Raw genomic sequence first — 19,272 nt, 5'->3', positions numbered from 1 at the left:
AAAAGTATTTAAAAAGTTATACCAAATAGAGTCTTCGTAGGGTAAACTATGGAGACTCTGTTTTTGCCTATTATTAAGTTTTTTCTTAGTAAAGTGTATTTATTGAGTAGTTATGGCGTGAAAATGCCGTTTTTTTGAAAGGAGATCACAAAATGCCGACAGATCATATCAATCATCATAATCACCTTGCGGCAGAATGGGTGAAACAGTTTCGTCCTTATGCTAAAGAGGGACAATGCGCAAGCTATATTCCCGCTTTAGCGGAAAAAGAGCCAAATCAATTAGCGATTTCGATTATCGGTACTAATAATGAGGAAATGAAAGCCGGAGAGACAACTGAACTATTTACGCTGCAAAGTGTTTCAAAAGTCGTTACATTTATATTGGCGTGTATGGAACGGGGATTACCTTATGTTTTAGAACGAGTAGATGTTGAACCTACAGGTGACACCTTCAATTCCATTATTCGTCTAGAAAGCCATCAGCCTGGAAAACCTTTTAATCCAATGATTAATGCAGGAGCGATTACAGTATCCTCTATGCTTGACGGTAGTTCTCCACAAGAGAAGGTTTCGAAAATCATTCAATTTTTAGAACAAATCGTTGGCAAGGAATTAAAGGTTAATGAAGAGGTTTATCAATCTGAGTGGCAAACTGCCAATCGAAACCGTTCATTAGCCTATTATTTAATGGATTCTGGCTTTTTAGACTGTCCTGTAGAAGAAGCATTAGAGGTTTATTTGAAACAATGTGCTATTGAAGTAAATGTTTCGGATTTGGCGATGATTGGTTTAGTCATTGCCAATGATGGTTATCATCCTTTATTAAAAACACAGCTATTTCCTAAACAAGTAGCAAAATTAGCGAAGGCATTGATGGTTACTTGCGGGATGTATAATGCTTCTGGTAAATTTGCAGCATTTATCGGGTTACCTGCAAAAAGTGGTGTCTCTGGAGCAATTTTAGTAGCAGTGCCAAGTCACGCGGGCTTAGATTCACCTTTTCCTACTGGCTGTGGTATTGGCATTTACGGACCAGCAATTGATGACATCGGGAACAGTGTAGCTGGAGTGAATTTACTAAAGCATATTGCTACCGAGTGGAATATGAATATTTTTTAATCCATTCAAAAAGATGACTTCATAAATGGAGTCATCTTTTTTATGATGTTGATTATATTGTTAATTTGCAATAAAATTACTTTCTTTTCATTTTATAAATAATCATTAGTAGAATAAACCAAATTGGTGTTAATAGTAATGCGGTACGTGTTGCCTCTGAAATGAACATGACTACTAATAAAAATGCAAAGAAGGCAAGTACTAAATAGTTCACGAACGGAGTAAAAGGTGCCTTGAAAATCGATGCTTCATGAAGTGCGCGATTTTTACGTTTATAAATGATATGAGAGATTAATATAATACTCCACACCCATATAAAGCAAATAGCACTAATCGTTGTCACAATACTAAAGGCATTTTCAGGCATTAATTTACTTAGTAATGCACCAGCGGAAACTACAATTGCAGAAACAACGAGTGCGTTACTTGGCACACTGTTTTTATTGAGCTTTGCAAACTTTGGCGAAGCTTGCTTGTTGTTTCCAAGATTAAAAAGCATGCGGCTAGTAGAAAATAAACCACTATTACCGGCTGAAGCAGCGGATGTAAGGACGACAAAATTAATAATACCTGCAGCAATTGGAATACCAGCTAGTGTAAATACTTGTACAAATGGGCTACTTGATGCAGACATTTCATACCAAGGATTAATGCATAAAATAACAAATAACGCTCCTACGTAGAATAATAAAATGCGTAATGGAATTTTATTAATGGCAGAAGGAATATTTTTTTTAGGGTTGGCCGTTTCTGCAGCAGAAACTCCTACTAATTCGACACCAACAAAGGCGAAAACAACCATTTGGAATGCCATTAGGAAACCGTATAGGCCGTTCGGGAATAACCCGCCATTTGTCCAAAGATTTTCAACTGTCACTGTGCCAGAGCTTGTTTGAAAGCCTGTAAATAACATGATTAGGCCAATAACAATCAGTGCCACAATGGTGATGACTTTTATAAGGGCAAACCAAAATTCTAGTTCGCCAAATAGTTTTACAGATAACAAATTCAAAATTAGTAACAGTACTAAACACCCGATTGCAGGCACCCATTGAGGTATATCAAACCAATAATGTGTATAAACGCCGACTGCAATAATATCTGCCATAGCGGTCATGATCCAACAGAACCAGTATGTCCAGCCAGTGATGTAACCTGCCCAAGGACCTATGTATTCGGATGCAAAATCGGTAAATGATGTATAGCCAGCATTCGATAATAATAATTCACCCAATGCCCGCATAACAAAAAATAAGGCGGTTCCGACAATGAGATAGCCAAAGATGATGGAAGGTCCCGCTAAAGCAATGGCTTTACCTGAACCTAAAAATAAACCAGTACCGATTGTTCCACCGATCGCTATGAGCTGCACATGGCGATTTTTTAATTCACGTTTTAATTGTTGTTGTTCCACGTTGATCCCCCTCAAAGATACGTAAAAACTATGACTGGAAAATAAAAAAGAGACTAGTAATGACACTAGTCTCGTAAACGACAGAATAACAAATACCGATTACGGATGTTGTATGTAAATACAGAAAAACATTCGTATCGTATAGCTTTCGTGTTGAAAGTTGATATTACTCCTCTGTCCTTTTGCCTGAGATAGTGAACCCTTCGGCGACGCAAAATGCGCTCTCTCCAGAACTGCTCCTGCTATAGTGTTATCCATAGCATTCATAGCTTATATTGTATGTCCGTATGACATTATTTTAAGATATTATAAATCCTATCAGTGCCTAGTTAATTATTCAAGGGTAAATTTCAAACATTTTCAGAAAAAAAGAAGAATGGAGTTCATCTAGGTAAATACTTTACGAAAAATAGTATTTTTAGACATACGTTAATTTAAGGATACTATTTAATTCGTAGTATAAAGTGGCGCATCTACGAAAATTATGAATGACATTTTATAAGTTGATTGGAGAGGAGACTAAAGCGACTTCGCGGGTCATCGGACGCCCCTAGGAAAGCGCTGAGTCGGAACGAAAAAATCAACCACATATTGATGATGGGAATGTGAATGTAATAAGTATATTACCTCACGTTGTTATATCCTTTTCTGTAGAACTAACTTGTCAGACGTTAAACAATATATATAATATAGTAGAAACTCAGAATTTTTTGCAAAAAGAAACCATCTCATAGTCATCTGAGATGGTTTACATTTTGTTTAAAACAAAATTGATATAGGTAAATACAAATAAATTTACTTTATTTCATGAGTAGATTTATGTCTTATTGATTTTTTAATTTTGTTTTTTGGACTTTACTTTACCTGTCCATGTACGGAAGCCGCCTTGAAGTTGGTAAATTTGGTTGTAGCCACGTTTTTTAAGAAATAGAGCAGCACGTGAGCTACGGCCTGTATTTTGACAGTATAAATATACTGGAAAATCTGGGCGAATTTCTTTGTGACGTTGACGTAGAGTAGTTGAAGGAACATTGCGTGCACCAAGGATGTGACCAGCATCAAATTCTTTTTGTTCACGTACGTCGATAAGCTGTGCTTTACGATAGCCTTCAATAAATTGTTCTTGTGTTAGGTTTGTTACGGCTTTTTTTAGTCGTAGGGCATTAATGCCGATATAAGCAATTACAACTACTAAAATAACACCGATTGTGATAAGTATGTTCAACAAAATTTCTTACCCCTTTCTATCTTCTTTATTATTATAAAAGATGCGCTAGCGATAGTCCAATGAGTTTGATAAAATAAATTACATTGTGGCTAGAATTAATCTATCTTTTGTATATGAATGTTTTAGTGAAAGGCCACAGAATCATCCACTATTTTCTTGGTTTAGTGTGGGGGATTACTTAGATAAAGAATTGAATTAAACGAAAAGGTCAAAATTTGAGAAGCACTATTTTTGGCTCATTATTAAGAGTAGGATGAAATTTGTTAAAATGTATGTCCTATATAGGTTTATTGGAGTGAAGGCTGGGCGATAAGACCTTGCAGCGAAGCGAAGCGGCAGCAACAAATGTTTTAAGTGTGCGAAAGCGAAGCGTCAGCAACAAATGTTTTATCTGCGCGAAAGCGAAGCGTCAGCGACAAATGTTTTAACTGTGCGAAAGCGAAGCGTTAGCGACAAAGCACCCAGCCGTAACGGAAATTAACCACCCGCTATAGCAATGAGCCTTATTTTGTACACATTCGCATAATATTTGTAGGAGATGAAAATATGACAACTTGGTATTTTCTAAATTCAGGGAAATGTAGCCCTTCTTTTAATATGGCGTTAGATGAAGCATTACTTGATTGGCATAGTGAAGGTTTAATCCCACCAGTCATTCGTTTTTATGAGTGGGAGCCAGCAACACTTTCGATTGGCTATTTTCAGCAGGCAAACAGAGATATTAATCTAGAAGCGGTACGAGAACAAGGACTAGGCTTTGTTCGTCGTCCAACAGGTGGTAGAGCTGTTTTACATGAACATGAATTGACATATAGCGTCATTGTATCAGAAAGCTATCCAAATATGCCTGAAACAGTGACAGAGGCATATAGAGTGTTAAGTGAAGGTATATTGCAAGGTTTTCATAATCTAGGTATGGATGCTTATTTTAGTGTACCTGATACAGAAGAACAAAGAGCAGACTTAAAGAAACCAAAAAGCGCAGTTTGCTTTGATGCGCCAAGTTGGTATGAGCTTGTCGTGGAAGGTAAAAAAGTAGCTGGTAGTGCACAAACACGTCAAAAAGGTGTTATTTTACAGCATGGAGCTATTTTACTTGATTTAGATCAAGAAAAATTATTGTCTGTCTTCAATTTTTCAAGTGAAGAGGCGAAGGACCGTATGCGTAGAAAGATGCCAGAGAAGGCTGTTGCTATCAATAACCTTGTTAAAGAACCAGTGACGATAGAACAATGTGTGACAGCATTTAGAGATGGTTTTGCAAAATCGTTGCAAATTGATTTAAAACCATTTACACTTTCTGAGGAGCAATTAGAATATGTACATGCACTAGAAGAAAAAAAATATGCATGTGATGATTGGAACTTCAAAAAATAAAAAATGGTATAAGAAAAATATTTTTTTATCGTTCAATCCTTGTAATAACAAGCAGTTCGGGTTCTATTCGAAATTGCAAGAGTTGAATTGAAAAACTATATATAGTATCTTAATTAAAGAAATATACACAATATGTAGTGTTTAGCGACACATGATATTGTGTATTTATTTTGTAAGGTAGAAAATAAGGGAGGCAAAACGATGGTACTCACAAATCATCAACCCGAAGTAAACAAATTTAAACAGTTAAACAAAGACATTGAACAATTTCCACAGGTTCATCCTGTAACACCTGATATGCACATTACGCATAAAGGTGTATCAAGACTTGTAATGATCGATCGCTACTCGTTTAAGGATACGGAGAAGAAAACGTTAAAAGCCGGTGATTTTGTCGTATTAACAGTGAAGTCAGATCCGAAATTCCCTGCACGTGGTTTAGGGACAATTCAAAAGCTTGATATGTCTACGAAAACAGCAGAAATTTTGATTGAGGAAGATTACCGTAGTGCTTTAGATGATCCGAAAGAGCAAGAGACGGGTGTGATTACACGTTCAATTGACGTGCTAGAAAAGCCTCTTGAAATATTTTATGAACAAATCGCAAAACGAAATGCAACAGGACTTGCTGCTGCTGAAAAAACACCAGAGAAACGCCAAGAATGGTTTGAGAAGTTTTATGAGCAGTTAGTATCATTAAAGTTCATTCCAGCTGGACGAGTTATTTATGGAGCAGGATCTGAAACAGATGTAACGTTCTTCAACTGTTACGTAATGCCATTTGTAGCAGATTCACGTGAAGGAATCAGTGATCATCGTAAGCAAGTAATGGAAATTATGAGCCGCGGTGGTGGTGTAGGGACGAATGGTTCGACATTGCGTCCACGTAACACTTTAGCACGTGGTGTAAATGGTAAATCATCCGGTTCCGTTTCATGGTTAGATGATATTGCGAAGCTGACTCATCTTGTCGAACAAGGTGGTTCCCGTTAACCGAAAACGGCGGGATTAAAATCTCGTGAATTGCTGGAACACCCTGAGAGCTTTTCTTGCTACAACGTAAACTGTGAAGTTAGGCGTGAATGCTTGAAAAAAGAAAAGATTGGGCAATCAGCAGCGAAGCATCTATGGAAACGTAGTTGAACGTTCAACGACTATTGAACCTTCCTAAACTTTGAACCACATCGGAGGTGGAAGCATGGAAGAAGTAAATCGTAATGTACGGAGACGTCCTTACGAGGCGCGAGACAAAGAACGATTGATTAAAAGAATTATTGAGTTGCATGAAAATGGTATGAGCCAAGTTGATATTGCAAAAACACTTAACATTGGAAGAGGAACAATCTTTAGGTGGAATAAGGAGCTAGATTTTTTTAAAGCAAGAAAGCCTGGTCAAGCAGGAAAGCTGAAAAATAAAAAGTATCATTATGATGAACACTATTTTAAAAATATTGATACTGCAAATAAGGCTTATTTAGTAGGTTATATTACAGGTGATGGTACTATAAATGATCGTGGTAAATCGAAGCGTATTATTTTATCACTTGCTGAACAGGACCGGCAACTACTTGAAGATATAGCAAAAGAATTATCTATGCAAGAAGCAATTAAATTCCGTCAACGCAATGCACCAAATGAACAAAACAAATACTCTTTAACAATTAATTCAACAGAAATGTGCAATGATTTAATGAGGTTGGGTATTACACCTCGAAAAACAGGTTTTGAAAGTTGGATTGATTTTAAAAATGAGGATTTGCAATGGGCTTATTTAAGAGGGTTTTTTGATGCAGATGGCCATTTTTCCAAGCGTGGGAGAATAGGATTTACAGGTAATTGTCAAATGCTTTTATCATTACTCCAATTTTTGCATAATCAACAACTAGCTTTAACCATCCATAAAGTTTACCCAAAACAAGGATGCGTTGACTTATTCATTTATCGAAAAGCTGATGTGTTAAAGATTGTTCGAAAGTTATACGGTCATGGTTCCTTACAACTCAATAGAAAATATGAAAAAATCAAATCTTTCTTTGATGATATAGTCTGATCTTATGTGAAAGCATAAGAATGTGGCAGAAATGACCACATCGGAAAAGTATTTTAAAATATTTTTTTGTAACAAAAAGCGTGGGGCACAAATGATTATGCTGGCAGATTGGCATCCTGATATCGTGGAATTTATTATTTCAAAAATGCAAAATCCACGTATTCTACGATACCTAATCGAAAATACAACGGATAAAACAATTATTCGTCTAGCAAAAGAAAAATTAAACTTTAAGCCTCTTTCATTCCAAGAGGAAGCGATGTATCAAGGTATTGTTAACTATAAAGGTATCGAAGGCTTAGGTGGTTTTGATACGGCTATTATTCGTGAAGCGGAAAACAAACTGCGTGATGGTGGTACTTATACGGTTCACAATCCAGAGTTTTTAACTGGTGCAAATATTTCTGTAACATTAACAAAAGAATTTATGCAAGCAGTTGAAAATGACGCTGAATTCGAGCTTCGTTTCCCAGCTGTTGAAGAATATACAAAAGAAGAGATGGCTATTTACAACAGTGAATGGCATAAAGTTGGAGATGTGCGTGAATGGGAGAAACTGGGCTATAAAGTACGCACTTACCGCACGATTAAAGCGAAGGAATTATGGAATTTAATCAACGTTTGTGCAACATACTCTGCAGAGCCAGGTATTTTCTTCATCGACAACGCTAATGACATGACTAACGCAAAAGCTTATGGTCAAAGCGTTGTAGCGACAAATCCATGTGGGGAACAACCACTTGCACCATATTCTGTGTGTAACTTAGCAGCTGTGAACTTAGCACAGTTTGCGAATAAAGAAAATCAAACAATTGATTACGAAGCACTACGTGAAACAGTTCGTGTTGGTGTTCGTATGCAAGATAATGTTATTGATGCTACACCATACTTCCTAGAAGAAAACCGTGTACAAGCTCTTGGAGAGCGTCGTGTTGGCTTAGGTGTAATGGGCTTAGCGGACTTACTCATTTATTGTGAAAAAGAATATGGCTCAGAAGCAGGTAATGAACTAGTTGATGAAATCTTTAAAACGATTGCTGAAACTGCGTATGAGGCGTCAACAGAGCTTGCAAAAGAACGTGGTAGCTTCCCATTCCTTGTAGGCGCAACAGAGGAAGAGACAGCACGTTTACGTAAAGCATTTACTGAAACAGGCTTCATGCAAAAAATGCCTGCACATATTAAAGAGCAAATTTTAGCAACTGGTATTCGCAACTCGCATTTACTAACAGTAGCTCCAACTGGTTCTACTGGGACGATGGTTGGCGTGGCAACTGGTCTTGAGCCATACTTCTCGTTCACATATTACCGCTCAGGTCGTCTAGGTAAATTCATCGAGGTAAAAGCAGAGATCGTACATGAATATTTAGAACGTCATCCAGAAGTGAGTGAGAACGAACTTCCTGAATGGTTTGTGACGGCGATGGAGTTAAAACCAGAGGCGCATGCTGATGTACAATGTATCATCCAAAAATGGATTGATTCATCCATTTCAAAAACGGTAAACGCACCAAAAGGTTATACAGTACAGCAAGTTGAAAAAGTGTACGAGCGCTTATATAAAGGTGGCGCTAAAGGTGGTACGGTCTATGTAGATGGTAGCCGTGATTCACAAGTACTGACACTAAAAGCTGAAGAAAATGATATGGATCAACTATCATTCGAGGAAGAATTAGTAGAAGTACCAACGAAGCGTCCGGTTGTATTAGTAGATACGATTCAAGCGTTAGAATCGACAACAGTTATCGGTTCGGATGTAGGAAATACTTGCCCTGTATGCCGTAAAGGAACTGTAGAGGAAATCGGTGGCTGTAATACATGTACAAACTGTGCTGCACAGTTAAAATGTGGCCTATAAAATAATGAAAAAGTGTCTATCTCGTCAAAAAGACGGATAGGCACTTTTTTTATCTTCATTTGGACAAACATTAGCTACGGAAGTATTCCGGAGGGCTTAGACCTAAGTACAAAGCCGATTCCGGACGTAATTATGCCAAGGGATTGCCGTTCATTAAGACAGAAGTTCTTACTTGACGTATTTAGTTATTACAATATTTCAATATGTTCTCGTTTGTATTCACCTATAATGATTTCACGCGTGATAAAGCGTAGGGGAGTAAGTCTTTCAAATAATTTGTCCTCGTCCTTTCGCTTGCTGATGATCTGATAATCTTTGTGTGCACGATTTCTCGAAGTTCTTCAAAAGTGAGATAGTATATTTCTTCTTTTTTATAATGTTGGCCTATACAAGTGTCCAGCTTCTTTCAGTAAAGCTTGCTTATAATCATACCCTACATCGAATATAGCGGTCGTGAAATGCCCCCGGAATTGTTCTACTTTCTTTAATAGTGGAATCGAGGCTTTACTATCTGAATTGGCAGAAGTCTGAGGCGTCCAACGATATATTACTCCTTTGTTGTTACCGGGAGATGCCCCAATTGGTTCAATTGGCGCATCTTGCATAAAATTAACGGAATAATCTAAAAATTCTGTTATAATATGCGATATATCGCTATCTTAACAAAAGGAGAGTAGCAGTAAAAGTAATAGTATTATCAAAAAATTAAATTTAGGAGGAATTATCTTGAAAAAAATCTTATTCAGTACACTATTGTTACTTTCACTAGTTTTAGTAGCATTTTCTCCTTTGCAGGCTTTTGCATCAAATGACGTAACAGCAGAGTTAGACCCGACATTAGGTGAAACTACTGATATAGTTCCTTTTGCTGAAACTAATGGAGTTGCTGGTTTAACTATTTATGCTAGTTCGGATGCAGATAATGGGAGTTCGATTCCAAGTACCTCTGGACATGCATGGATAACAGTATCAAATTATAAATCAACTTCAATCAGTGTCGGCAAGCTTAGTGGTATAGCGCAATATAAATTAATATCTGTAGGGACATGGGGAAATAAATCTGAACATACTGGTTTATGGTACGGATTAGAATCAAAATTTGTTTCTCAAGGAGCTTATTCAAATCGAGTATCTTTGAGTATGGATTTAACACAGGCTGTAATTAGATACAATAAATTCAAAAATAACTAATGGAGATTCTTGGTCAACATTAAACAACTGCTCTAGCTTTGCTGTAGATGTATGGAATTCAGTTTCTTCTACTAAACTAAGTGCAGGCTCAACAATAAAAACTCCTACAACTTTGAGAGATAGTATCAAGAGTAAAACAGGATATGTGAGTGGACTAGGTTTTACACATACGTATAAAGTCTATTATGCAAATGGAACAGGATCACCCTCACAAAGTACTCAGTGGAATTAAGTCTCTATTAAACTATAATAACAATTATAAATTTAGGGAAATCGAGGTGGGGATTGTATGAAAAAGGGCTTAATTATTACCTTAATAATAATTATTTTAGCTGTAGGAGGTATAGCTATGATTTTTTTTACGACAACGGTATCACCTGAAAGTATTGCAATAAGTGAGGTTAATATAGGAGATGAGAAAATTTTAATTAAAGGAAGTATTGCTGAAAGTGGTTCCTCTTATTCTGGTGAGAAAATATGGCAAAAAGATGGTGTAATCTATATTAATATTAAGTCTAAGTTGATAAATTTTGGTAATTCTCTTGATAAATTCCACATTTCACTAGAGAAGAGAGATTATGGGGATTTTTCAGAAGTAGTTTTAATAAAAGATGATAACAAAAGAACAATATGGTCAAAATAATTAATTGAGTTAATTTCATAATTTTAATCCCTTAAAATATCAAGGGTTCTAAAATAAGCGACCAAACTAAAACCATATTTTTTAATGAGGGGGATGCCCTAAGATGAGGGGGCAAACAAAAAATTTGAATTTTTTAGTAGGATTTTCAGGAACTCTCTCGAAATATTTAAGTATAAGGGGGAGAGTGTATGTCTAGTTTACCAATTATAGTAGCTCCGATGTTTTTAGTTTCTAATCCTAAGATGGTTATTGAAGCTAGTAGAGCAGGGGCTATCGGTTCATTTCCATTATTAAATGCAAGACCCGCTTCAGCATGTGCTGAGTGGCTAGAAGAAATAAAAAAGGCGCTACCTACTGAGCAATGGGCAGTCAACTTTATATGTCACCCTGTAGCGAATCCGCGTTTTGAGGAAGATTTCCAGTTAATTGAACAATTCCAGCCACCAATTGTCATTACTTCATTAGGTAATCCTAAGAGAGTTATAGACATTGTTCACGGCTATGGAGGAAAGGTCTATGCAGATGTTGCGAACGTTAAACATGCCGAAAAATCTGCGGCAACAGGTGTAGACGGACTAATTCTTGTTTGTGCAGGTGCTGGTGGGCATGGCGGGCAACTGAACCCATTTGGCTTTGTATCTGCGGTTAAGAAATTCTTTAGGGGAACGATCATTTTATCAGGCTCCATCTCTAGCGGTGCAGACGTATTAGCCGCTCAAATAATGGGAGCAGACTTTGCCTATATGGGTACTCGTTTTTTAGCTTGTGATGAAGGAAATGCGCCTGAGGAGTACAAAAATATGGTGATTGACAGTGATACCTCTGATATTTTATATACCGACGCCTTTAGCGGTGTCCATGTAAATGTGTTAATTCCATCCTTATTAAAGGAAGGCATTGATCCTGCAACATTGAAGCCGAGAGAGGACATTGATTTAACACATCTAGTAAATGTCAAGGCATGGCGAGATATTTGGTCTGCCGGACATGGCATCACAAACATTGTCAAACGCGAGTCCGTTCCTGAAATACTTAAAACTTTGGAAGTAGAGTACGAGAAAGCAAAGCAGCAAATAATTGCTGTACAGTCATTATAAAAACTATAAAAAGGGGCAAGTCCAACTAAATATGGACTTGCCCCTTTAACTTTAAGTGGGTGTTCATTCATCCACCTAAATAGTGGAACTCTGTGGCTAAGTGACCAATATTAGCTGGCCTAAAGCCTCCGGCGGATGTCACGGAATTATGCCGAGGCATAATTGATTGATTAATCATGATTCAAAGTAGCGGCGATTTCTGGTTGCTGCTCAACTTGAAGCAGCATATTGAAGGAAGCGATAGCTACTTCTACTTGTTCATCCTTAGGCTCACGTGTTGTCAGTAATTGTAGCCATAAGCCTGGATAGCCAAGGAAGCGTAACACAGGAATATTACGGCATGCATTTGTCGCTTGAAGTACTTCAAATGATATACCAAGAACAACGGGAATTAAGAGAATACGGTCCAAAATGCGTAACCAAAGTGGATCAGTTGGTACGAAGAAATATAAAAACATGCCTACAAACACAGTGAACAGCATAAAACTACTACCGCAACGATAGTGTAAGCGTGATTGTGCTTGCACATTTTCCACTGTTATGTCCATACCAGCTTCATAGCAATTTATAACCTTATGTTCTGCACCGTGATATTGGAACACTCGTTTAATTAGCGGAGTTAAAGATATAAAATACAAATAGGTAAGTAGTAAAAATAGCTTAATGCCGCTTTCAAGTAAAATTTGACCGGTTTTGCCCTCTATCCATTTAGAGAAAAAATCTGCAATAAATACAGGAATTAATGTAAAGGCAAATTTACCAAATAAAAAGGAAAGGATACCTACAACTGCAACTCCTAAAATCATTTGAAGTCTCGAGCCTTCCTCTTTATGCTCTGCTTCTTCGCCAGGTGTAACGTCGTAACGGTCTCCTGAAAATTGCATATGGCGAGAGCCTAAACCAGCTGATTCAATCAGTGCGACAACGCCCCGTACTAATGGAATTTTTTTAAGCTTTTGTAAAATAGGGTTTTGAACTTTTTTAAAATGATAATAATCAATGGAATCATCGTTACGGCGAATAGCGGTAATCGTATGTTCCTTTCCTCCGAACATTACACCTTCTAACTGTGCTTGTCCCCCGTATACAGGTGAATTGCTCAAGGCTAACACCACTCTCTTTATATATTTCAACTGTACCATTGTACTAAATTTAGTGAAAAACCTCTAGAGTTACGCATAGTAAAATTTTTATATGGTTACACTAATCGTACAGTTTAGGAAATGATTAACGCTTGAACATATACTCGTGGTACAAGTTAGGAGGATTTTACTTGAAAGTAGCTAGTATAACATCGCTCGTCAGCGCACTCGCTTTAGCATTGTGTTTAAAGGGACTTCAATACTTTCATCTTATTAAATGGAATCCAATAGGTTTTTATAAAAAATGGAATATATTTGAAGGTAGCTCAAAACTATTTCAATGGAGCTTTCTCATCCTAGTCTTATTTTTGATTGGATTTTTATTATTTATTACATTGAGATATGTCTATATTATCCCAGCTGTGCTATCTTCTTTTTTGCTTGGTCTTTTTTTGTCCATCACATTAGAATGGATTGTTCTGGATTTGCCTTTACAATCTTCTTCCTTTAAAAAACTCTCGATCCCTTTCATAGTCATTGTTATTTGTCTATTACGTTTCTTGCTTGAAACTGCGAATTTTCATCAAAAGGAGCACACAGCACAAAAAGGAAATTAGTTGCTGTATGCGCCTTGTATGATAAAATAATGGCAAGTACATAGAAAGAGGCGAATATGCGTGAAGTTATTATGTTTGAATGGACCTAATTTAAATCGACTAGGTAAACGAGAGCCACATATTTATGGTTACGAAACATTAGAAGATGTGAAAAACAATATTCAGAATCTTGCGGCGTCTTTAGGTGCCACTGTCGAGTTTCGTCAATCTAATCATGAAGGGGTACTTGTTGATTGGGTACATGAAGCAGAGGACGAAAAATATGATGGTATAATCTTTAATCCTGGTGCATATACCCATACAAGCATTGCGTTACATGATGCAATAGCAGGGATTTCTGTGCCGGTTATAGAAGTACATATTTCAAATATCCATAAACGTGAGGCTTTCCGTCATCATTCTTATCTCGCTCCGGCATGCCTTGGTCAAATCAGTGGACTAGGTACGAAAGGCTATGAACTGGCACTACGCACATTTATTGAGAGGGAGAATTGATTATGATGAAATTACAAAAGCTTCGTAAGGCACTTCAAGAACAAAATATTGACGGCATTTTAATTACAAACGAGTACAATCGTCGTTATATGACTGGTTTTACAGGAACAGCGGGCGTAGCGATTGTGTCTCAAAATGATGCTGTGTTTATCACGGATTTTCGTTATACAGAGCAAGCAGCTGCGCAAGTACAGGACTTCCGAATTGTAAAGCATGAGGCGACGATCATTGAAGAAATTGCAACACAAGTAAAAAATATGGGTATCAAATTATTGGGCTTTGAGAAAGATACTGTTAGCTATGGCACATATGAGCTGTATAAAAATAAAATTCAAGCTGATTTAGTGCCGATTTCTGGGCTAATTGAAAAAATTCGCTTGATTAAGACGCAACAAGAGATTAATATTATTAAGGTTGCGTGTGAAATTGCTGATCACGCATTTACACATATCTTAAACTTCATCAAGCCTGGTAAAACAGAGCTTGAAGTTTCGAATGAATTAGAATTTTTCATGCGTAAACAAGGAGCAACTCAATCCTCGTTTGATATAATTGTTGCGTCTGGTCTTCGCTCAGCTTTACCACATGGCGTTGCAACGAATAAAGTGATTGAAAAAGGCGACTTTGTCACATTAGACTATGGAGCATTGTACAATGGCTATATCTCGGATATTACACGTACTGTTGCAGTTGGCGAGCCATCTGAAAAATTAGTGGATATGTACAACGCAGTACTTGCTTCCCAGCTTTTAGCACTTGAAAAGGTTGGCCCTGGCTTCACAGGGATTCAAGCGGATGCGATTGCGCGTAACTACTTAACAGAAAAAGGATATGGCGCGGCATTTGGTCATTCATTAGGACACGGGATTGGTCTTGAAGTACATGAAGGCCCTGGCTTATCAATACGTTCAGAAGCGGTGCTAGAGCCAGGTATGGCCGTAACGATTGAACCAGGAGTTTATTTACCGGGAATCGGTGGTGTACGTATCGAGGACGATATTTTAATCACAGAGACAGGTAATGAACTGCTTACTCATTCGTCAAAAGAACTTATTATTTTATAAACTATGGAGGAACACAAATGATTTCAGTAAACGATTTCCGTACAGGTCTAACAATTATTGTAGATGGCCAATTATATCGCGTGTTAGATTTCCAACACGTTAAACCAGGTAAAGGTGCTGCGTTCGTACGCTCTAAATTACGTAACTTACGTAACGGTTCAGTAAATGAAAAAACTTTCCGTGCTGGTGAGAAAGTTGAAAAAGCACAAATCGATAACCGTAAAATGCAATACCTTTATGCACAAGGTGACGATCATGTTTTCATGGACTTAGAATCATATGAGCAAACTGAACTTTCTTCAGCTGCAATTGAATATGAATTGAAATTCCTAAAAGAAAACATGGAAGTTCATATTCAATCATACCAAAGTGAAATGCTAGGTGTTGAATTACCAAACACTGTTGAGCTAGAAGTAACAGAAACAGAGCCTGGCATCAAAGGTGATACAGCTTCTGGTGGTACAAAACCAGCAACTCTTGAAACTGGCCTTACTGTACAAGTGCCATTCTTCGTAAACCAAGGTGATAAGTTAATCATCAATACAGAAGAAGCTTCTTACGTTTCTCGTGCGTAATAAATAAAAGCATTCAGCCTACTCTTTTTTAACAAAAGGGTAGGTTTTTTTAACTTCTTTCAGCGAGTGCCCCAAATATCCTTTGGAATAGAGGAAGTCAGTCACAACGAGTTGCTGCCGCTACACTTTCGCGCAAAAACCATCGTGCTGCTGTCGCTTCGCTTTCGCGCAAAAACCATCCGCTCATATTGGATACATATAATGTTAAATTTTGTGGCAAAGGATAGAAAAATGGTTCATCACCAAAAGTTGTGGATGACTTTTGTTAAAACTTTTACTATGAAATAGTTGATTGGAGTGGAGATAGGGCGACTCCTCGGGGATCAGCAATAGAGGAACGAAGGCTAAAAGCATCACATCCTGTGATAACGCCTTCGTGACCAACATCGTGTTGGCCCGAGACCCTGCAGCGCAGCGGATGTTTTCTGTGCGAAAGCGTAGTGTTAACGTAGCGGCAGCAACAAAGCGCCCAGTAGGAACGGAAATCAACCACACGTTTTGGTGATGATCCAGAAAAATAGCAACCTCTTTGTATAAAAAGAGTTTTTATTATTTGATATGTGGTCATATTTGGAAAAGTTGTTTACAATAATAGTAAGGAGTGAATGCTATGTTACAAACAATTTTTGAGACCACGTATCCAATAATACAGGCTCCAATGGCCGGTGTAACAACGCCAAAATTTGTTGCTGCCTGTGCAGAGGAAGGGATTTTAGGTTCTATTGGAGCAGGCTATTTAGATGGAAAGCAAACAAAAAGTTTTATTCAGGAAGTTAAAAAGCTAACGAAAAAGCCATTTGCTGTTAATTTATTTGTACAGGAAGAGCCGCGTATTGATATCGATGTACTTCAAAAAGCTCGAATGGCTTTACAACCGTTTTATGATGAGCTTGGACTTTCACCTGTACAAAGTGTTGTGTCCAAGGAAGTATTTGCAGATCAAGTACAAGCTGTTCTTGATGAAAATGTCGCCATTTGTTCCTTTACGTTTGGCATTCCTTCAGCAGAAGTTATTCATCGTTTAAAGGATAACAATGTTTATGTTATTGGTACAGCTACTACATTAGAGGAAGCAAAGCGTGTAGAACAAGCAGGGATGCAAGCTGTTGTCCTTCAGGGTGGTGAAGCTGGTGGTCATCGAGGTTCTTTCACTGAACCAATGCAATTAATTGATTTGCATGATTTACTGCAGCAAGTAGTAGGACAAATTGCCATACCGATTATTGCTGCTGGGGGCGTTGTCACAAAGGAAGATGTAAGTAAAGCACTAGCAAGGGGTGCCCAAGCGGTTCAAATTGGTACAGCCTTATTAGTAGCGGATGAATGTGAAATTTCACCTCTTTATAAAAATGCCTTGCTTGAATCGAAAGCGCAGCAGACGACAATTACTCGTGCTTTTTCTGGTAAACCAGCAAGAGGCTTAGCAAATGCTTTTACCGAACGTATGAAAGATGCTGTTGTAGCACCTTATCCATTGCAAAATGATTTAACTACTACTATTCGTAAAGAAAGTGCAAAACAGGGCAAAGCCGAATATTTATCGATGTGGATGGGTGAAAAGAGCTATTTAGTGAAACAACCCGGTACTGTGAAAAGCATTATTGCCAAGCTGCTGTAACTTCTTTCCGATTCCGGATGAAAATGCTGAGGCATCATTAATTTCATAAAAATACTAAGATCTCTATACGTATGTATGGAGGTCTTTTTTTGAGGGTAGCAACATATATTGCTGTACACGAGGGGGCGTATGAAATGGAATTACAAGACGTATTAAGAGTCGCTGGAGTGGGACTAGTAGTTGCGCTTCTTCATGTCTTCTTTGATCAAACAGGAAAAAAAGAATTTTCATTTTTCCTATTTTTCATTGCCTACTTATATATGACAGCGGAATTACTGCGATTTTTACGTCTATTTTTCAATGAAATTCTTACATTCTTTCAATGGCTAACCTCTTCCGGGTAGTGTAAATGGAAATTGTCATTGTTGCTGTTGTCATGCTGCTTTTATTATTGCTTATAAAAGAAGTCATAAAGCCACTCCATGCGCTGATTAGTGTAATGTTTTCGTTTTTGCTGTTTGGTATGTTGTTTTCTACACTCCTATTGCCATTCATCAAGCAATTGCTTGAGACATTAGCTTTTTTGCCATATGCAAAAGCAATTGTAGTAAGTGCTAGCCTTTTCTATGTAGGGCAATGGGTGTCTTTTTTACTTGTGGAACAAAGCTATAAAGTACTCGGGCAGATTGTCTATGATGGGGTCAAGATTGTTATTTTGTTGTACTGGTTTAAGGAATTTTTGGCTGTTTTACAGGAGGTGTCGGCCATTTTACAACGGCTAAACTAAGGGGCGAAGACATTGCTAGAGCAAATAGTTTCGTTTTTAACTGATCCATTTTTTCTATTGCTGAAGATGACGCTTATTTTGTGTGGCTATGTCATTATTATTTTGATCGTAAATATGATTTTACCAGAATTTGAAAAAGGGACAAGGATACTTTTCTTTCTTATTGTACTGGCAACTATTGGACCAGTTGTTGTGAGTTCATTTAATTTAATAGACGAAATAGCACAGGGGCTTGCTCATATATTTACTGCATTTTATCCCATTCTTACTTCAAGTTTTCTTTTATCTAGCAGTATTACAGCGATTGCGTCTTGGCAGCCTTTTTTACTTTTCTTTGTACAAGTCTTAACGATTATTAGTAGTAAATGGCTTATTCCAGGAGTGCTTTTTGCCATTGTGTTTGATGTCTGCAGTGTCATTGTTAAAGAAATTTCGTTTACGAGAATTGCCGAATTGATTCGTTTTACCATTATGAGCATCGTCTCGGCATCTGTAATTTGTTACATCATTTTAATGTCTGCGAGTGGGGTGGCTGCATTTAGTGTCAGTGCAGCTGTTGCAGAGCCTGTGAAGAAATTAATAGAGGAAAATATTCCAGTTGTTGGTTCCTTTATAGTAGATAGTTTTTCGATGTTCCAGCATATGACACAATTTTCATCTTCTATTACTAGTATTTCTGCTTTTATAGCGGTTATTACTGTGTCGTTCATTCCAACAGTTCAGCTTGTTGTCAGTGCGTATTCATTGAAAATGTTAGCTGCTATTTTAGAACCAATTGCTTTTGATGATATTTGTAAACTACTTGATCATGTTAGTAAGTCTCTATTTACCTTATGTGCTGTATCATTTCTAATTGCTTTTTCATTTATGTTTTCTTGTTTATTCCTCATCGTTTTTGTGCAAGTTATGGCTGGGGGGAGATAGATTGATTCTTTTATTAGCGATGCTCTTTATCTGTCAGATATTTGTGTTTCTAACAGATGATAAAGAAATAATTTCACTTACAAAGCTTGTTATTACGTTAGTATTTTTGCAATTGCTATTAAAGATTCCATTTATCAATTCATAGGAGGAAACAAGCGTACATACACTTGAAAAAGAGAAGATGAAAGGAG

At 37.3% G+C, this 19,272-nt stretch carries 17 protein-coding genes, 2 pseudogenes and 1 riboswitch; of the genes and pseudogenes, 16 read left to right on the top strand and 3 right to left on the bottom strand.

What is annotated here, in order from left to right; translation table 11 throughout:
* Positions 1–152: 152 nt before the first annotated feature.
* Positions 153–1,121, top strand: a complete 969-nt coding sequence (locus C7Y47_RS01835; protein WP_142507196.1) for a glutaminase — start codon at positions 153–155, stop codon at positions 1,119–1,121.
* Between the two features lie 76 nt (positions 1,122–1,197).
* Here the strand turns inward: C7Y47_RS01835 and C7Y47_RS01830 are convergent, their stop codons facing one another.
* Together C7Y47_RS01830 and C7Y47_RS01825 are read right to left on the bottom strand one after the other, a co-directional pair.
* A complete protein-coding gene (locus tag C7Y47_RS01830; protein WP_142507195.1) occupies positions 1,198–2,535 on the bottom strand; it encodes an amino acid permease in 1,338 nt (445 codons plus the stop codon).
* Between the two features lie 164 nt (positions 2,536–2,699).
* A riboswitch (glycine riboswitch) is annotated at positions 2,700–2,776 on the bottom strand.
* A 594-nt stretch (positions 2,777–3,370) separates the two neighbouring features.
* Positions 3,371–3,760 (bottom strand): rhodanese-like domain-containing protein, encoded by a 390-nt coding sequence (locus C7Y47_RS01825; protein WP_142507296.1) that lies wholly within the window; start codon positions 3,758–3,760, stop codon positions 3,371–3,373.
* Positions 3,761–4,309: 549 nt separating this feature from the next.
* On the opposite strand from C7Y47_RS01825, the gene C7Y47_RS01820 reads away from it, so the two are divergent.
* From C7Y47_RS01820 to C7Y47_RS01785, 7 genes and pseudogenes are all read left to right on the top strand, one after another.
* Complete coding sequence (locus tag C7Y47_RS01820) at positions 4,310–5,140, top strand: lipoate--protein ligase family protein (protein WP_185903368.1); 831 nt, start codon at positions 4,310–4,312, stop codon at positions 5,138–5,140.
* A 201-nt stretch (positions 5,141–5,341) separates the two neighbouring features.
* Positions 5,342–6,130, top strand: a pseudogene (locus C7Y47_RS01815) (ribonucleotide reductase N-terminal alpha domain-containing protein); the annotation flags it as partial.
* A gap of 208 nt (positions 6,131–6,338) precedes the next feature.
* Positions 6,339–7,190 (top strand): helix-turn-helix domain-containing protein, encoded by an 852-nt coding sequence (locus C7Y47_RS01810; protein ID WP_142507193.1) that lies wholly within the window; start codon positions 6,339–6,341, stop codon positions 7,188–7,190.
* A gap of 76 nt (positions 7,191–7,266) precedes the next feature.
* A pseudogene (locus C7Y47_RS01805) lies at positions 7,267–9,048 on the top strand (vitamin B12-dependent ribonucleotide reductase); the annotation flags it as partial.
* A gap of 726 nt (positions 9,049–9,774) precedes the next feature.
* Positions 9,775–10,239, top strand: a complete 465-nt coding sequence (locus tag C7Y47_RS01795) for a hypothetical protein (protein ID WP_142507191.1) — start codon at positions 9,775–9,777, stop codon at positions 10,237–10,239.
* Between the two features lie 289 nt (positions 10,240–10,528).
* Positions 10,529–10,882, top strand: a complete 354-nt coding sequence (locus C7Y47_RS01790) for a hypothetical protein (protein WP_142507190.1) — start codon at positions 10,529–10,531, stop codon at positions 10,880–10,882.
* 188 nt (positions 10,883–11,070) lie between these two features.
* Positions 11,071–11,979, top strand: coding sequence for an NAD(P)H-dependent flavin oxidoreductase (locus tag C7Y47_RS01785; RefSeq protein WP_142507189.1), 909 nt, complete (start codon positions 11,071–11,073; stop codon positions 11,977–11,979).
* A 170-nt stretch (positions 11,980–12,149) separates the two neighbouring features.
* Here the strand turns inward: C7Y47_RS01785 and C7Y47_RS01780 are convergent, their stop codons facing one another.
* Positions 12,150–13,082: a DUF1385 domain-containing protein gene (locus C7Y47_RS01780; protein WP_132356681.1), complete on the bottom strand. Its 933-nt coding sequence runs from the start codon at positions 13,080–13,082 to the stop codon at positions 12,150–12,152.
* Between the two features lie 656 nt (positions 13,083–13,738).
* Here C7Y47_RS01780 and aroQ point away from each other — a divergent pair.
* The 8 genes from aroQ (at position 13,739) to C7Y47_RS24800 (ending at position 19,226) form a co-directional block, all read left to right on the top strand.
* Positions 13,739–14,173, top strand: a complete 435-nt coding sequence (aroQ, locus tag C7Y47_RS01770; RefSeq protein ID WP_142507187.1) for a type II 3-dehydroquinate dehydratase — start codon at positions 13,739–13,741, stop codon at positions 14,171–14,173.
* A 2-nt stretch (positions 14,174–14,175) separates the two neighbouring features.
* Positions 14,176–15,237 carry a M24 family metallopeptidase gene (locus tag C7Y47_RS01765; protein ID WP_132356678.1) on the top strand — a complete coding sequence of 354 codons (1,062 nt, stop codon included), beginning with the start codon at positions 14,176–14,178 and terminating at the stop codon, positions 15,235–15,237.
* Positions 15,238–15,254: 17 nt separating this feature from the next.
* Positions 15,255–15,812 carry an elongation factor P gene (efp, locus tag C7Y47_RS01760; protein ID WP_142507186.1) on the top strand — a complete coding sequence of 186 codons (558 nt, stop codon included), beginning with the start codon at positions 15,255–15,257 and terminating at the stop codon, positions 15,810–15,812.
* 610 nt (positions 15,813–16,422) lie between these two features.
* Positions 16,423–17,430, top strand: a complete 1,008-nt coding sequence (locus tag C7Y47_RS01755) for an NAD(P)H-dependent flavin oxidoreductase (RefSeq protein WP_142507185.1) — start codon at positions 16,423–16,425, stop codon at positions 17,428–17,430.
* 134 nt (positions 17,431–17,564) lie between these two features.
* Positions 17,565–17,774 (top strand): hypothetical protein, encoded by a 210-nt coding sequence (locus C7Y47_RS01750; RefSeq protein WP_012295089.1) that lies wholly within the window; start codon positions 17,565–17,567, stop codon positions 17,772–17,774.
* 5 nt (positions 17,775–17,779) lie between these two features.
* Positions 17,780–18,157, top strand: coding sequence for a hypothetical protein (locus tag C7Y47_RS01745; protein ID WP_142507184.1), 378 nt, complete (start codon positions 17,780–17,782; stop codon positions 18,155–18,157).
* Between the two features lie 12 nt (positions 18,158–18,169).
* The gene (locus C7Y47_RS01740) at positions 18,170–19,081 is read left to right on the top strand and encodes a stage III sporulation protein AE (RefSeq protein WP_142507183.1); all 912 of its coding nucleotides are present in this window, start codon (positions 18,170–18,172) and stop codon (positions 19,079–19,081) included.
* 1 nt (position 19,082) lies between these two features.
* Complete coding sequence (locus tag C7Y47_RS24800) at positions 19,083–19,226, top strand: hypothetical protein (protein ID WP_166672062.1); 144 nt, start codon at positions 19,083–19,085, stop codon at positions 19,224–19,226.
* Positions 19,227–19,272: the final 46 nt, after the last annotated feature.

Source organism: Lysinibacillus sphaericus (assembly GCF_006864135.1).
Classification (GTDB): domain Bacteria; phylum Bacillota; class Bacilli; order Bacillales_A; family Planococcaceae; genus Lysinibacillus.
This window is presented reverse-complemented; position numbering and strand designations above follow the sequence as displayed.

What these genes read in the sequence shown, in the direction of transcription:
- C7Y47_RS01835 (WP_142507196.1), top strand. Translation starts at nt 153, where the DNA reads ATGCCGACAGATCATATCAATCATCATAATCACCTTGCGGCAGAATGG.
- C7Y47_RS01820 (WP_185903368.1), top strand. Translation starts at nt 4,310, where the DNA reads ATGACAACTTGGTATTTTCTAAATTCAGGGAAATGTAGCCCTTCTTTT.
- C7Y47_RS01810 (WP_142507193.1), top strand. Translation starts at nt 6,339, where the DNA reads ATGGAAGAAGTAAATCGTAATGTACGGAGACGTCCTTACGAGGCGCGA.
- C7Y47_RS01790 (WP_142507190.1), top strand. Translation starts at nt 10,529, where the DNA reads ATGAAAAAGGGCTTAATTATTACCTTAATAATAATTATTTTAGCTGTA.
- C7Y47_RS01785 (WP_142507189.1), top strand. Translation starts at nt 11,071, where the DNA reads ATGTCTAGTTTACCAATTATAGTAGCTCCGATGTTTTTAGTTTCTAAT.
- C7Y47_RS01765 (WP_132356678.1), top strand. Translation starts at nt 14,176, where the DNA reads ATGATGAAATTACAAAAGCTTCGTAAGGCACTTCAAGAACAAAATATT.
- efp (WP_142507186.1), top strand. Translation starts at nt 15,255, where the DNA reads ATGATTTCAGTAAACGATTTCCGTACAGGTCTAACAATTATTGTAGAT.
- C7Y47_RS01755 (WP_142507185.1), top strand. Translation starts at nt 16,423, where the DNA reads ATGTTACAAACAATTTTTGAGACCACGTATCCAATAATACAGGCTCCA.
- C7Y47_RS01750 (WP_012295089.1), top strand. Translation starts at nt 17,565, where the DNA reads ATGGAATTACAAGACGTATTAAGAGTCGCTGGAGTGGGACTAGTAGTT.
- C7Y47_RS01745 (WP_142507184.1), top strand. Translation starts at nt 17,780, where the DNA reads ATGGAAATTGTCATTGTTGCTGTTGTCATGCTGCTTTTATTATTGCTT.